This is a genomic window from Kitasatospora xanthocidica (assembly GCF_014656195.1).
Lineage (GTDB): Bacteria > Actinomycetota > Actinomycetes > Streptomycetales > Streptomycetaceae > Kitasatospora > Kitasatospora xanthocidica.
On record NZ_BNBY01000021.1, the window covers coordinates 20,168 to 35,522 of the forward strand.

The 15,355-nt window shown below is 75.0% G+C and carries 7 protein-coding genes; all 7 read left to right on the forward strand.

What is annotated here, in order from left to right:
- Positions 1–302 precede the first annotated feature (302 nt).
- Positions 303–1,601 carry a helix-turn-helix domain-containing protein gene (locus IE332_RS29040; RefSeq protein WP_189922073.1) on the forward strand — a complete coding sequence of 433 codons (1,299 nt, stop codon included), beginning with the start codon at positions 303–305 and terminating at the stop codon, positions 1,599–1,601.
- A gap of 263 nt (positions 1,602–1,864) precedes the next feature.
- Complete coding sequence (locus tag IE332_RS29045) at positions 1,865–2,308, forward strand: cobalamin B12-binding domain-containing protein (RefSeq protein ID WP_189922075.1); 444 nt, start codon at positions 1,865–1,867, stop codon at positions 2,306–2,308.
- Positions 2,305–3,600, forward strand: coding sequence for a methylaspartate mutase (locus IE332_RS29050; protein ID WP_189922077.1), 1,296 nt, complete (start codon positions 2,305–2,307; stop codon positions 3,598–3,600). Before IE332_RS29045 ends, IE332_RS29050 begins: the two co-directional genes overlap by 4 nt.
- A 76-nt stretch (positions 3,601–3,676) precedes the next feature.
- Positions 3,677–4,669 (forward strand): asparagine synthetase A, encoded by a 993-nt coding sequence (locus IE332_RS29055; RefSeq protein ID WP_189922079.1) that lies wholly within the window; start codon positions 3,677–3,679, stop codon positions 4,667–4,669.
- Positions 4,666–5,919: a glutamate synthase-related protein gene (locus tag IE332_RS29060; protein WP_189922081.1), complete on the forward strand. Its 1,254-nt coding sequence runs from the start codon at positions 4,666–4,668 to the stop codon at positions 5,917–5,919. The genes IE332_RS29055 and IE332_RS29060 overlap by 4 nt, the downstream gene beginning before the upstream one ends.
- A 143-nt stretch (positions 5,920–6,062) precedes the next feature.
- On the forward strand, positions 6,063–10,799 hold the full coding sequence (locus IE332_RS29065; protein ID WP_229929002.1) for a non-ribosomal peptide synthetase: 4,737 nt from the start codon (positions 6,063–6,065) through the stop codon (positions 10,797–10,799).
- Positions 10,800–10,861: 62 nt separating this feature from the next.
- Positions 10,862–15,352 carry a non-ribosomal peptide synthetase gene (locus IE332_RS29070; protein ID WP_229929003.1) on the forward strand — a complete coding sequence of 1,497 codons (4,491 nt, stop codon included), beginning with the start codon at positions 10,862–10,864 and terminating at the stop codon, positions 15,350–15,352.
- The last annotated feature ends 3 nt before the right edge of the window (positions 15,353–15,355 follow it).

Here is a 15,355-nt window from a genome sequence, read left to right on the forward strand (position 1 = left end):
CCGCTTCGGTCCGCCTGTGCCCCGGTCCGTCCGCTTCCCTCCCGGCCGTGCCCCCGTTTCCGGAGGGCCCCGCGCGGGATGTGGGGCAGGCGTGAAGGTCGCGGGTGGGGCCGGTGATCGGCCGTTGATCGCGCGTAGACGCCGAGCCTGGAGCATCGGGAACCGGAGGGAACCGGTTCGGAGGCCACAGCCTGACCACCGGGTCCCGTACGGCCGGACCACGGGCCGTACGGGTGCCCGGTGCTCACGCCGCCGGACCGGGCCTCCAGTGAGTGTCCGAACCACGGAAGGGCAGACGAGGCATGGACAGCGGGCAGTCGGTGCAAGCGGTGAGGACGGCGGCGGGCTTCGGAGAGCTGCTGCGGGTACGGCGCGAGCGGATCGGGCTGACCCAGCAGTGCCTGGCCGACCACGCCACCCTGAGCGTGCGGGCGATCCGGGACATGGAGGCCGGCCGGGTCCGCCGGCCCCGCAACGAGACCGTGCGGCTGCTGGCGGACGCGCTGCGGCTGGAGGGCCGCAGCCGGACGGACTTCGAGGAGTCCGCCCGCCGGCACCCGCTCGGCGACGATCCGGTGGCGCTGCCGGTGCCGGCCGCCCCGCCGGTGGCGCGCGGGGCGATCGTCGGCCGGGAGATGGAGACCGAGGTCCTGGTCGACGCCTTCGCCGTGCACGGGGACCGGCTGGTCTCGCTGGTGGGCCTCGGCGGGGTGGGCAAGACCCGGCTCGCCCTGGAGGTGGCCCGGCGGGTGCACCTGGCCGCCCGCTGGTCGGTGCGGTGGGTGGAGTGCGGCGGCGGCGCGCACCCCTGGCGCGGCCGGGCGGACGAGCTCGTCCGGGAGATCGGCGACCGCCCCGCCCTGCTGGTGCTGGACGGCGCCGACGGCGGAGTGGACGCCGGACAGCTGGACGCGCTGTTCCACCACTGCCCCGGGCTGCGGGTGCTGATCACCGCCCGGGAGGCCCGGCCGCTGCCCGGCTGCCAGGTCATCCCGCTCGCGCCGCTGCCCGTCCCGGCGCCCGAACTCGACGCCGATCCGGAGGCGCTGGCGCAGGTCGGAGCCGTCCGGCTGCTGCTCTCGCACCTGTGCCGGCTGCGCCCCGGCTACACCCTGGAGCGCTCCGAGGCGCCCGCCGTCGCGGAGCTCTGCCGCCACCTCGACGGCCTGCCGGGCGCGCTGGAGCGCGCGGCGGGCTGGGCGCTGGTGCAGTCCCCCGGCCAGCTGGTGGACCGGCTGGCGGCCGTCCCGTTCACCCTGGCGGCGCCGCCGCTGGTGTACGGCGCGCGCGGTGACGTCCGGGACGAGGTGGAGCCGGCGATCCGCCGGCTGACGGAACGCCAGCGCGCCCTGCTGGAGGTCCTGGTGGACGAACCGGGGGACTGGTCCGGGGAGGACGCGGTGGTCCGCAGCGGCTGGGCCCTGCAGACCTGCCTCGCGACGGTGCACGAGCTGCTGTCGCGCGGACTGATCCGCAGCGTGCCCGCCCGGGACGGCGTGCGGTTCACGGTGCTCAACCTCTGCCGGCGCCTCGTCCGGGAGGAGCCGGGGCTGCGGCTGGCCGCGGCCGGGGACGTGCCGCTGCTGGCGGTCGCGGGCTGATGCGGGCCGACCCGGCGGCAGCGCCTCCGGCGGCTGTGCCTTCGGTGGTCGTGCCTTCGGCGGCCGTACCTCCGGCGGCAGTGCCTCCGGTGGGCGCCGATTCTGCCGCATTGTGCCGCTGGAGCTGCCGCTCACCGGGCCCGATCGTTCCTAACGTTCTCCGTGGGGCTGGGCCGTCGCGGAACGCGCGCCGGAGTTCCCGGACCGCCGGCCCGGGCGTCGGCGGAATTCCATCGACGATCTCTACCGATGAGGGCTGAGTTGTGGAGCACGGAAATGCCGAAGACGGCGGGCTGGACGTCGTCGTGACGACGCTGGCCTCGGATTCGCACACCTGGAACCTGGTCTTCCTGCAGCTGCTGCTGGAGGAGATGGGCCACCGGGTGACGAACCTGGGCGCCTGCGTCCCGGACGCGCTGCTGCTCGCCGAATGCCGCCGGATCGTGCCGGACCTGATCGTCATCAGCAGCGTCAACGGGCACGGCCACCAGGAGGGCCTGCGGGTCATCCCGGCCCTGCGGGCCTGCCCGGAACTGCGGCGCACGCCGACCGTCATCGGCGGAAAGCTCGGCATCGCCGGGGCCGACGACCCCGACCGCGAACGGACCCTGCTGTCGGCCGGCTTCGACGCCGTCTTCGAGGAGGGCGGCTCGGTCGCCCCGTTCCGCGAGTTCGTCGACGGGCTGCGCTCCCGGGTCCTGCTGTGACCGGCTTCGGCGCGTTCGTGGCGCAGGCCGCCGACGCCGGGGCCCTGGTGGTCCAGCCCCGGATGGGCATGGCGGAGGCGGCCCGGATGCGGGACGGCCTGCTCGCCACCCGGGGAGCGGCCGCCGTCACCGTCGGCACCATCACCCTGGACAGTTACACCCGTACCGGCGACCTCGACGCCGCGCGGCGCGCCCTGGCCCTCGGGGCTGGCCTCAACGGCTACCCGATCGCCACCCACCCGGTCGACGTCACCCGGGCGGTGCTGCACGGCGTCGCCGACGCGGGCTTTCCCGTGCAGGTCCGGCACGGCTCGGCCGCGCCGGAGCGGATCTTCGAGGCGCTGCTGGCGGCCGGCCTGGACGCAACCGAGGGCGGACCGGTCTCCTACTGCCTGCCGTACGGCCGCACCCCGCTCCACGAGGCGGTGGCCTGCTGGCGGCGCAGCTGCGAACTCCTCGCCTCCATCCGGGAGTTCGGAGCGGAACCGCACCTGGAGACGTTCGGCGGCTGCATGATGGGCCAGCTCTGCCCGCCCTCGCTGCTGATCGCGATCAGCGTGCTGGAGGCGCTGTTCTTCCGCCAGCACGGACTGCGCAGCATCTCGCTCAGCTACGCCCAGCAGACCAACGCCCGGCAGGACGAGGAGGCGCTGGCCGCGCTCGGTCGGATCGCGGACGAGCTGCTCGCGGACGTCGACCGGCACCTCGTGGTGTACGCCTACATGGGCGTCTACCCGCGCTCGCCCGGTGGCGCGCGGCTGCTGCTGGAGGACGCGGCGCGGCTCGCCGTGCGCGGCGGCGCGGCCCGGCTGATCGTCAAGACCACGGCCGAGGCGCACCGCATCCCGACCGTCGCCGAGAACGTCCGGGCGCTGGAGGCCGCCGCCGCGGCCGCCACGGCGGAGCGCACCCGCCCGCGGCCCGCCGCGCCGCCGGACACCGGGATCGAGGCCGAGGCCAGGGCGCTGATCGGTGCCGTGCTCGACCTGGACGCCGACCTCGGGCGGGCCCTGGTCCGGGCGTTCGCGGCCGGCTACCTGGACGTGCCCTACTGCCTGCACCCCGACAACGCCGGGCGGACCCGCAGTTCGCTCGGCCCCGACGGGCGGCTGTACTGGTCGGCCGTCGGCTCGATGCCGATCGCCGGGCTGGTCGAGGGCGGCCGCCCGCCGATCCTCGGCTCGGCCGGGCTGCTGTCCGCCCTCTCCCACGTTCAGCGGCGCTACGACGGCCGGGCCCCCCGGCCGGCCGCCGCGCCGCCCGTACCCCGGGGCCTTCCGGCCGCGCGCTGAGCCGACCGCCCGCTGAGGCAACCCGAGACCCCCGCTTTCCGAGCACAGACCCGCCCCGAGAGATGAGGACCCGACCATGCCCGACGCCACGCCCCTGCCCCCGACCGACCCGGGCCGGCACCTGACCGCGCCGGCCACCCGCAGCGCGCTCCGCGTCCAGCAGCAACTGCTGACCGCCGCCCGCGAGTTCCTGTGCGGCCGGGGCTTCACCGAGCTGCTGCCGCCGATCATCGGCCCGGTCACCGACCCCGGCGCGCGCGGCTCCAAGCAGGTGGACATCGACTTCTACGGCCACCGCTACAAGCTGATGACCAGCGCGATCCTGTACAAGCAGGCCTCGCTGCTCGCCTTCGACAAGATCTTCTGCATCGCCCCGAACGTCCGCCTGGAGCCCCTGGAGACCGCCGGGACCAACCGGCACCTGGCCGAGTTCCACCAGCTGGACGTGGAGGTCGCCGGCGCGAGCCGCGACGAGGTCGTCCAGCTGGCCGAGGAGCTGGTGGTGCACATGGTCGACAGCGCGGTGCGCGAGCTGCCCAAGGAGTTCGCCGAACTCGGCCGGGACCCGCAGGCGTTCGCCGAACTGCTGAAGGGATCCTTCGGGCGCATCCGGCACGCCGAGGCGGTCACCGAGCTCCAGGGCATCGGGCACCCGCAGAGCGCCGACGCCGAACTCGACTGGGAGGGCGAGGCGTTGCTGTCGGCCCGGCGCGACCGGCCGTTCTTCGTCACCGACTACCCGAAGGGCTCGCGCGGCTTCTACGACCGCGAGCACCCCGACGACCCGGGCCTGCTGCGCAACTTCGACCTGCTCGCGCCCGAGGGCTACGGCGAGCTGTGCAGCGGCAGCCAGCGCACCAACGACTACGCGGAGATCGTCACCCGGATGCGGGAGACCGGCGAGAACCCGCAGAAGTACCGCTGGTACCTGGACCTGGTGCGCGAGGGCGTGCCGGCCAGCGCGGGCTTCGGCATCGGGGTCGAGCGGCTCACCCGCTACGTCTCCGGGCTGGACGCCGTCTGGCAGGCCAGTGCCTTCCCGAAGCTCGCCGGGGTGGTGTCGCCTTGAGCGATCTCAGCGCACCCGGTTTCCCGGAGGAGGAGGTCCGGCGGCGGGCCCGGGCCGGGGCGGCGGCCGCGTTCCCGCCCGCCGAGGAGTACGGCCACGTGCTGTTCGGTGCGGGCGGGCCCGACACGGCCGACCGGTTCGTCCGGCCGGACGCGCTGGACGCCCTGCGGATCGTCCCGCCGCTGTTCCTGCCGCAGCGGCTCGCCAAACTGATCGACCTGGGCCGCGAGCCCGACTACCGGGACGTCGAACTCACCACCACCATCGGCGGGTTCACCTCCGCGCTGCCGGTGTACGTGTCCGCGACCGGCTCCACCCGGGCGGCCGGCGGGGACCTGGGGCTGGCCCTGAGCCGGCAGGCCGGCGCGCTCGGGATCCCGATGGTGATCGGCGAGAACGTGGTGCCGGTGAACGGCTACGGCCGGCTCGGCGAGGCGGCCGACCGCACCCTGCTCGGCCGGCTGCGCGCCTACGGCGAGGAACTCCCGGACGGGCTGGGCGGCGTGGCCGTCCAGCAGAGCACCGAGGACGCCGACGCCGAGGTGTGGAACCTCGTCCACAGTGACCCGGCCGCCCTGCCGCTGCTCGAATCCGGGCGGCTGGCCTTCGAGTTGAAGGTCGGCCAGGGCGCCAAGCCGGGCCTGGGCGGGATGACCGTGCTGGAGGCCGAGGCCGCCGCCGCGCTGGGCGACCGCTTCGGGCTGGACCCGCTGTTCGGCGACGGCCGGGTGCTGCGCGCCGCGACCCCGGGCACCTTCACCGCGGAGATCCTGCGCCAGCAGATCCGGCTGATGCGCAACAACTACCCGAGGGTACGGATCTGGGTGAAGCTCTACCCCGGCCGGGACGTGGCCGAGGCGGCCCGGGTGGCGCACGAGGCCGGCGCGGACGCCGTCGTGGTGGACGGCGCCGAGGGCGGCACCGGCTGGGCGCCCGGGGTGTTCCTGCCGCACGTCGGACTGCCGCTGGCGGAGTGCCTGCGACGGCTGGCGGCCGACCCGCCGCCGAGCCTGCTGGTCTCCGGGCGGATCTGGGAGGGGGCCAGGGCGGTCAAGAGCCTGGCGCTGGGCGCCCGCGCGGTGGGCCTCGGACGGGCCGCGCTGCTGGCCGTCGCGGAGGACCGGGAATCCGGGCTGCGCCGTTTCGCGGAATGCCTGGCGCTGGAACTCCGACTGCTGATCAGTGCGCTCGGAAAATATGCGCCGGACGCCCTCGACCGGGCTGACGTCTGGTCTTCCGAGGAATTCTGAACCACCCCGGCCGGTAGCCCTGGCCTGCTCGGAAAGCGGCATGATGAAACTGCCGATTTCCTTCCGCTCGTTCTGCCGATAGGGCCTTCGAATTCCCCCTATCGTTGATTTCGTCGCCGATTTCTCTCACGATCTGGGGTTGGATGATGTCCTCTCGCGGTTTCCCCGTCGAATTCACGGCGCCCGAATTCGGGCCGTTCGCCGCCGCCGTCCGCCGCTTTCCGGAGCGGCCGGCCGTCCGGTCCGGCGGCCGGACCGTCAGCTACCGGGAGCTGGACGGCCTGACCGCCGCCCTCGCCGCCCGGATCGCCCCCGGGCGGACGGTGGCCGTCACCGGCCGCGACCGGCTGGACCACGTGGTCGCGCTGCTGGCGGTGCTGCGGGCGGGCGCCACCTATCTGCCGCTGGACCGGGAGGCCCCCGAGGACCGCAACCGCTGGATCGCCGAGGACGCCGGGGCCTCCCTCGCCCTCGCCGGCGAGACGCTCACCGAGCTGACCGCACAGGCGGATTCCGCCGCCGGCTACGTCATCTACACCTCCGGCACCACCGGCCGCCCCAAGGGCGTGCACGTGCCGCTCGCCGCGCTCACCGGCCACCTGGCCGCGGTGGTGGAGACCTTCGGCCTCACCGAGCGGGACGTGGTGCTGCAGTTCGCCCGTCCGACCGTGGACGTGGCGGTGGAGCAGGTGCTCGGCGCCCTCGCCGCCGGGGCCTGCCTGGTCCTGCCGGAGCAGCAACTCCTGGCCCCGGCCGAGCTGCTGGACCTGCTGGACACCGAGGGCGTCACCGTCGCCAACCTGGCGGCCGGCTACTTCCAGGACGTGGTGGCGGCCCTCGGCGGCCGGGTACCGCGCACCCTGCGGCTGATGGTCTCCGGCAGCGACAAGCTGGAGCCGGCCACCGCCGCCGCCTGGTGGGCGGCGACCGGGGTGCCGCTGCTGAACGCGTACGGTCCGACCGAGACCGTGGTCACCGCCACCACCCACCGGCTGGCCGGTGAGCAGCCGGCCGCCCGGGTGCCGATCGGCACCGCGCTGGGCGCCCGGCGGCTCTACGTCCTGGACGAGCGGCTGCGGCCGGTGCCGCCCGGCGAGTCCGGCGAACTGTACGTCGGCGGGCCGCTGTTGGCCTCCGGCTACCTGGGCCGTCCCGGCCTCACCGCCGACCGCTTCGTCGCGGACCCGTTCGCGGACCCCGGCGCGGACCCGTTCGCGGCCGGGCCCGACGGTCAACAGGAACAACCAGGCGGCGCGCGGATGTACCGCACCGGCGACGTGGTGCGCCGCACGGCCGAGGACGGCCCGCTGGAGTTCCTGGGCCGTAGCGACCACCAGGTGAAGATCCGGGGCTTCCGGGTCGAGCCCGGGGAGATCGAGCAGGTGCTGGCCGGCCACCCCGGCGTCACCGGCTGCGTCGTGGTGGCGTACGAGGGCCGGCTGGCCGCGTACGTGACGGGCGCCGTGCCCGGGTACGCCGAGGTCCGGCCGTGGCTGGCCGAGCGGCTGCCGGAGCACATGGTCCCGGCGACGCTGACCGCCCTGGAGGCCTTCCCGCTGACCGCGGGCGGCAAGGTGGACCGGGCCGCGCTGCCCGAGCCGCAGGCCGCCGCCGAGGGCAGGCCGGCCGGCCGTCCGCCGCGCACCCCCGCCGAGCAGCTGATCGCGGCGGTCTGGGCGGACGTGCTCGGGGTGCCGGAGGTCAGCGCCGACGACAACTTCTTCCACCTGGGCGGCGATTCGCTGACCGCCGTACGGGTGGTGGGCCGGGTCTTCGACGTCTTCGGCATGGTGTCGCCGTACACCATCTTCGACGCGCCGACGCTGGCCGAGTTCGCCGCCGCGGTGAGCTCCGCGACCGGGGGCGAGCGCCCGGAGCTGGTCCGGTCGGGCGCCACCGAGGCCCCGCTGTCCAAGTTCCAGCGCGGCCTCTGGTTCCTCGACCAGTGGAACCCGGACGCGCCGACCTACGTGGTGCCCTGGGTGTTCCGCTTCGCCGGGCCGGTCGACCCGGAACTGCTGCGGCGGGCGCTGGCGGGGGTGGTGGAGCGGCACGAGAGCCTGCGGACGACCTTCGAGCTCGCCGAGGACGGTCCGCGCCAGGTCGTCCACCCGTCGGTGGAGCTGCCGTTCACGCTCACCGAGACCACCGCCGACCGGGTGGACGAGCTGGTCGCCGAGGCCGCGCTGGTCCCCTTCGACCTGGAGCGGGGGCCGCTGGTGCGCGCCCGGGTCTTCCGGGCCGACGGGGCGACCACGCTGCTGCTGCTCTTCCACCACATCGTCTGGGACGAGGGCTCGCTGGCGGTGCTGGAGGGCGAACTCCAGGAGCTGTACGCCGCGGCGGCCGAGGGCCGTCCGGCCGAGCTGCCGGAACTCGCCGTCCAGTACGGCGACTACGCCGCCTGGCAGTACCGGGACGACACCGCCGAGCAACAACTCGACTACTGGCGTGAGCAGTTGCGCGACGCCCCGACGGAGCCGGCGCTGGCCACGGAACACCCCAGGCCCGAGGAGCAGGCCTTCCGCGGCGCCTTCCACCGCTTCGCGATGCCGGACCCGGTGGCCGAGGCCGTCCGGGCGCTGGCCCGCAGCGAGGACGCCACCCCGTTCATGGTGCTGCTGGCCGGGCTGGCGCTCACCCTGCACCGCCGCTCCGGGCAGCGCGACCTGGTGCTCGGCTCGCCGGTGAACGTCCGGGGCCGGGCCGAACTCGACGGCCTGATCGGCTACTTCGTCAACCTGCTGCCGCTGCGGCTGAAGCTGGAGGAGGGGGCGTCCTTCCGCGAGCTGGTCCGGCACGTGCGCGAGGTGTCGATCGGCGGCTACCGCCACCAGGAGGTGCCCTTCGACGACATCGCGAACGCCGTCCTGGAGGAGCGCCCCGAGGACCGCAACCCGCTCTGCCAGGTGCTGCTGGAGCTGCACCCGCTGGACACCCGGCCGTTGACGGTCGGCGGCCACCAGGTGACCCGCGCCCTGCACTCCAACCCGGTCTCCCGCTTCGACCTCTCCGTCTCGGTGGACGACCTCGGCACCGGCTTCACCGGCCGCTTCGAGTACGACAGCGACCTCTTCGGCCCGGCCGCCATGGCCGGCCTGTGCGAGGAGTGGCTGGGCACCCTGGCCGCCGCCGTCGAGGTGCCGGTGCACGCCCTGTTCGAGGCGCGGGCCGCCGGCGCCCCGCACGCCACCGCCCTGGTCTCCGGCGAACGGACCGTCGGCTACGGCGAGTTGAACGCCGACGCGAACCGGCTCGCCCGCCACCTGGCGGGCCTGGGCATCGGCCGCGGCGACACCGTCGCGGTGCTGGCCGAGCGCGGCCCCGAGCTGGTCACCGCGCTGCTGGCGGCCCTCAAGACCGGCGCCGCCTACACCCTGCTGGACCCGGACTTCCCGGCCGAGCGGCTGGCCGGCGCGGTCGCCGAGACCGACGCCGCCACGGTGGTCACCCACCGGCGCGCCACGGTGCCGTTCGCCCTCCCGGAGCGGGTGGGCCAGGTGGACCTGGACGCCTCGGCCGCCGAACTCGCCACGTACCCGGCGCACGACCTCGGCCTGCCGGTCAGCGGCGCCGACCTCGCCTGCGTGATGTTCACCTCCGGCTCCACCGGCCGCCCCAAGGGCGTGGCCGTCCCGCACCGGGCGCTCACCAGCACCTACCTCGGCCAGGACTACGCCCGCTTCGGCCCGGAGGAGGTCTGGCTGCAGTGCTCGCCGGTCTCCTGGGACGCCTTCGCGCTGGAGCTCTACGGCGCCCTCTGCTTCGGCGGCAGCTGCGTCCTGCAGCCCGGCCAGCGGCCGGACCCGCAGACCATCGCCGAGCTGACCCGCCGCCACGGCGTCACCCAGCTCCAGCTCTCCGCGAGCCTGTTCAACTTCCTGCTGGAGGAGTTCCCGGAGACCTACGACGGCCTCAAGCTCGCCTTCACCGCCGGTGAACGGGCCTCCGTCACCCATGTGGCGAAGGCCCTGGAGAACCACCCCGGCCTGGCGGTCGCCAACGGCTACGGCCCGGTCGAGAGCCTCGGGCTGACCACCTGCCACCGGGTCGCCCCCGCCGACCTGGCCGGCGGCTCGGTGCCGATCGGCACCGCGCTGAACGGCAAGGGCGTCCACGTCCTGGACGAGCTGCTGCGCCCGGTCGAGCCCGGCGTCACGGGCGAGCTGTACGCCGCCGGCGGCGGCCTCGCCCACGGCTACCTCGGCCGGCCCGCGCTGACCGCCGAACGCTTCGTCGCCTCCCCGTTCAGCGAGTCCGGCGAGCGGCTCTACCGCACCGGCGACCTCGGCTTCGTCAACGCCGAGGGGCTGCTGGAGGTCACCGGCCGGATCGACGACCAGGTCAAGGTCCGCGGCTTCCGGGTCGAGCCCGGCGAGATCGAGGACGCGCTCACCCGCCACCCGGCCGTCCAGGAGGCGGTGGTCACCGTGCACGAGCCCGCCCCGGGCGACCGCCGGCTCGCCGCCTACGTCACCGTCGGCGCCGGGGCCCCCGAGCCGGACGCCCTGCTCGACCACCTGGCCGCCCTGCTGCCCGAGCACATGGTGCCCGCCACCCTGGACGTCCTGGACGCGCTGCCGCTCAACCACAACGGCAAGGTCGACCGCCGGGCGCTGCCCGCCCCCGTGGGCCGCCGGGCCGCCGCGCCCGACCCGCTGACCGAGGCCGAGCGGCTGGTCGCCGACGCGATGCGCGAGGTGCTCGACCTCGCCGAGGTCGGCCGCGAGGACAACTTCTTCCGGATCGGCGGCAACTCGCTGGCCGCCGTCCGGGTCGCGATGCGACTGTCCCGGGAGACCGGTACCCGCGTCCCCCCGCAACTGGTGTTCCGGGCCCGGACCGTGAGCGCCATCGCCGAACGGCTGGCCGCCCGATGACGGGCCGTACCGCACAGGAAGGGAACGAGCCCGTGGGCCCGTCACAGGAAGGGAACGAGGCCGTGCGCCCGTCCGACCACCCGGCGCGCACCGCGCCCGTCTCGGGGCTGCAGCGCGGCCTCTGGTTCCTCGACCGCCTCGACCCGAAGGCCGTCACCTACTGCACCCCCTGGACCGTCGAGGTCACCGGCCCGCTCGACCTCGGACTGCTCCAGGGCGCGCTGGACGCCGTGACGGCCCGGCACGAGGTGCTGCGCACCACCTTCGCCCTGCACCCGGACGGCCCCCGCCAGGAGGTGCACCACGCCCTGCGGGTGCCGCTCGCGGTGACCGACCTGCGCCCGTCGGCCGGCCCCGAGCAGCCCGGCCCCGGCCCGGACGAGCGCCCGGAAGAGCGCCCGGACGAGCGCCTGGAAGAGCGGCTGGAGGAGCTGCTGGCGGCCCGCTGCGCCGAGCCCTTCGACCTGGCCACCGGCCCGCTGCTGCGGGCCGAGGCCTTCCGGCTGGCGGACGAGCGCACCACGGTGCTGTTCACCGTCCACCACATCGTCTGGGACGGCTGGTCCGCCGAGGTCTTCGGCCGCGAACTCGCCGAACTGTACGGCGCCGCGGTGGCGGGCCGGGAGGCCGTGCTGCCGGAGCTGACCGTGCAGTACGCCGATGACGTGCGGGAGCGGCTCGGCACCTCCTACGAGGACCACCTGACCTACTGGAAGGAGCAGCTGGACGGCGCGCCCGGCCTGCTGGAGCTGCCCACCGACCGGCCCCGGCCCGCCGAGCGCGGCGCGGCCGGCGGCACCGAGGGCTTCGGCCTCGCCCCCGGGACGGCGGCCCGGGTCCGCGACCTGGCCGAGGCGGAGGGCGTCACCCCGTTCACCGTCCAGCTGGCGGCCTTCGCCCTGCTGCTGAACCGCTGGACCGGCGCCGACGACCTGGTGATCGGCACCCCGGTCACCACCCGCGACCGCCCCGAACTGGAGCACCTGCTCGGCTACTTCGTCAATCTGCTGCCGCTGCGGCTGCGGCTCTCGCCGACCCAGACCTTCCGGGGCCTGCTGGAGCACGTCCAGGACGTCGCCTTCGACGCCTACGGCTACCTCGACGTGCCCTTCGACCAGCTGGTCGACCACCTCGGCGCCGCCCGTACCGCGCAGCACCCGCCGCTGGTCCAGGTGGTGTTCGGGGCTCACGGCGAGGACCGCACCCCGTTCGCGCTCGGCGCGGCCACCGCCGAGAGCCGGGTCCGCTCCAACGGCACCAGCAAGTTCGACCTCACCTGGTCCCTCTTCGACGGCGGTGACGGCGGCGAGCTGCGCGGCGAGGCCGAGTACCGCAGCGAGCTGTTCGACCCGGGGACCGTCCGGCGCCTCGCCGCCGAGTTCGACGCCCTGCTCGGCGCGGCCCTGGCCGAGCCCGACGCCACCGTGCTGCGGCTGACCACCAGGAGCGACGACGCGCCGCGCGCCACCGACACCCCCGGCCACTGCCTGCACCACCTGTTCGAGCGGGCCGCCGACGCCCACCCGGACCGGCCCGCGGTCAGCGACCAGGACCGCACCCTGAGCTACGCCGAACTCGACCGCCGGGCCAACCGCCTCGCGCACGCCCTGCGGGCCCGCGGCGCCGGCCCCGGCGACCGGATCGGCATGCTGCTGGACCGCACCGCCGACGTCCTGGTCACCGTCCTCGGCGTGCTCAAGACCGGCGCCGCGTACGTGCCCGTCGACCTGGCCGCCCCCGCCGACCGCGCCGCGCTCGTCTTCGGCGACACGGACGTCACCCTGGTGGTCACCGACCGCGCCGACCGGGTGCCCGAAGGCCCCTGGCAGGCCTACGACCTGGGCGCCGAGGCCGCCGACCTGGCCGCCCGGCCGGACACCCGCCCGCCCGCCGCCGGCCGCCCCGGCGACGTCGCCTACGTCATCTTCACCTCCGGCTCCACCGGCCGACCCAAGGGCGTCGCCGTCGCCCACGAGCACGTCAGCCGGCTCATGGCGGACGGCGAGCGGCACTTCGGCTTCGGCCCGGAGGAGACCTGGACGCTCTTCCACAGCTACGCCTTCGACTGGACGGTCTGGGAGATGTGGGGCGCGCTGCTGCACGGCGCCCGGCTGGTCGTCGTCCCGTACGTGACCAGCCGCTCGCCGGAGGAGTTCGCCCAGCTGCTGGAGGAGGAGCGGGTCTCCTATCTCTGCCTCACCCCCTCGGCGCTGCGCCAGCTGGAGCCCGTGCTGCGCCGCAGCCCGCGCGCCCTGCCCGCGCTGAAGTGGATCATGCTCGGCGGGGAGGCGCTGGACCCGGCCGTCGTCCAGCGCTGGTTCGAGCTCGACCCGCCGCCCCCGGCCCGGCTCTGCAACCTGTACGGCATCACCGAGACCACCGTCCACGTCACCACCCACGACCTGGCCGGCAGCGAGGGCTTCGAACGCAGCCTGATCGGCGCGCCCATGCCGCACCTGACCGCGCAGGTCCTCGACGACTGGCTGCGGCCCTGCCCGCCCGGTGCGGCCGGCGAGCTGTACATCGGCGGCGGCAGCCTCGCCCACGGCTACTGGGGCCGCCCCGGCCTCACCGCCGGCCGCTTCGTCGCCGACCCCTACGGCCCGCCCGGGTCCCGGCTCTACCGCACCGGCGACGTCGCCCGCCGGCTGCCCGGCGGCGGACTGGAGTACATCGGCCGCGCCGACTTCCAGGTCAAGCTGCGCGGCTTCCGGATCGAGCTCGGCGAGATCGAGAACGCCCTCGCCGCCCACCCGGACGTGGACGCCTGCGTGGTCACCGTGCACGAGGACCGCCTCGCCGCGTACGTCACCGGGCGCGAACCCGCCGACGTCCGCGCCTTCCTCGGCCGCTCGCTGCCCCCGTACATGGTCCCGGCCAGCTACACCGTGCTGGAGTCGCTGCCGCTGACCGTCAACGGCAAGGTGGACCGGGCCGCGCTGCCCGCCCCCGGCCAGCGCAGCACGGCCACCGGCGGCCGCCACGTCGAGCCGCGCACCCCGGAGGAGGAGGCCTTCGCCGCCGTCTGGACGGAGGTCCTCGGGGTGGACGGCATCGGCGTCCACGACGACTTCTTCCACCTCGGCGGGGACTCCATCCGGGCCGTCCAGCTGGCCGGCGCGCTGCACGAGCGCGGCTGGGGGGTGAGCCTGCGGGACGTCTTCGACGCCCCCACCGTCGCCGCCCTGCTGCCGCTGGCCAAACCCGTCGCCGGGGGAGCGGAGGCCCGCGAGCCCTTCGCCCTGATCACCCCGGAGGACCGCGCCGACCTGCCGCCCGGCCTCGCCGACGCCTACCCGATGGTGTCCATGCAGCTCTCCATGGTCTTCCACATGGAGATCGCCGGCGGCACCGACAGCTACCACAACGTCAACTCCTACCGGATCTCCGGCGACCTCGACGAGCCGGCCTTCCGCCGCTCCGTCGCCGAGGCGATGGACCGGCACGCGGTGCTGCGCACCGGCCTCGACCTGTCCGGCTACGGCGAACCGCTGCAGCTCGTCCACGGCCGGCTGCCCGCCCCCGTCGAGTTCGCCGACCTGCGCGGCGAACCGGACCAGGACACGGCCGTCCGGGAGGTCTTCGACGCCCACCGGCTGACCCCCTTCGACCTCACCGCGCCGCCGCTGTTCCGGATCACCGTGCAGCGCCTCGCCGACGACGTCTTCCAGCTCACCGTCTCCGAGCACCACGCGATCCTGGACGGCTGGAGCTTCACCTCGCTGCTCACCGAGATCCTGGAACGCCACACCGCCCTCGCCGCCGACCCGCTCGGCGCCCCCACCCCGCCGCCGCGCACCGCCTTCCGCGACTTCGTGGCCGTCGAGCGGGAGGCCGCCCGGGACGAGCGCTCGCTGGCGTACTGGCGCGAGCGGCTGTCCGGCGCCAGCGGCCAGCTGTTCCCCGGCAGTGAGGACGTGCACGAGCTGTCGCGCACCGTCGAGCGGGTGCTGCCCGAGGCGCCCGGACAGCTGCGGCTGGTCGCCGAGGCGCTCGCCGTCCCGGTCAAGTCGGTCGCGCTCGCCGCCCACCTGCACGCCCTCGCCGCGATCACCGGGCGCTCCCGGGTCACCACCGGCCTGGCCGTCAACGGCCGGCTGGAACGGCTCGGCGGCACCGAGGTGTACGGGCTGTTCCTCAACACCGTCCCGCTGAGCTGCGAGCCCACCGACGACCTGCTGGCGCTGGCCCGCGAGGTGCACCGGGAGGAGCTCGACATGCTGCCGCACCGCAGGGTGCCCTTCGCCCGCCTCGCCCGGCTGATGACCGACACCGCGCTGGACACCCAGTTCGGCTTCCTGCGCTTCCACGCCCTGGGCCGGCTCAGCTCGGCCCGCATCGTGGACGGCCGGATCGGCTGCGAGCCGACCCTGCGCCACGAACCCAACAGCTTCGCCTTCGGCGCCTCGCTGATCCAGGACCCGGTCTCGCAGCGCGTGCTGCTCGCCGTGGACCACCAGCGCTCCCTGGTCACCGACCGCACCGCCGAACAGTTCATCGACACCTACACGGCCGCCCTGCACGCCATGGCCGCCGCCGCCCGAGACCTCTGAGGA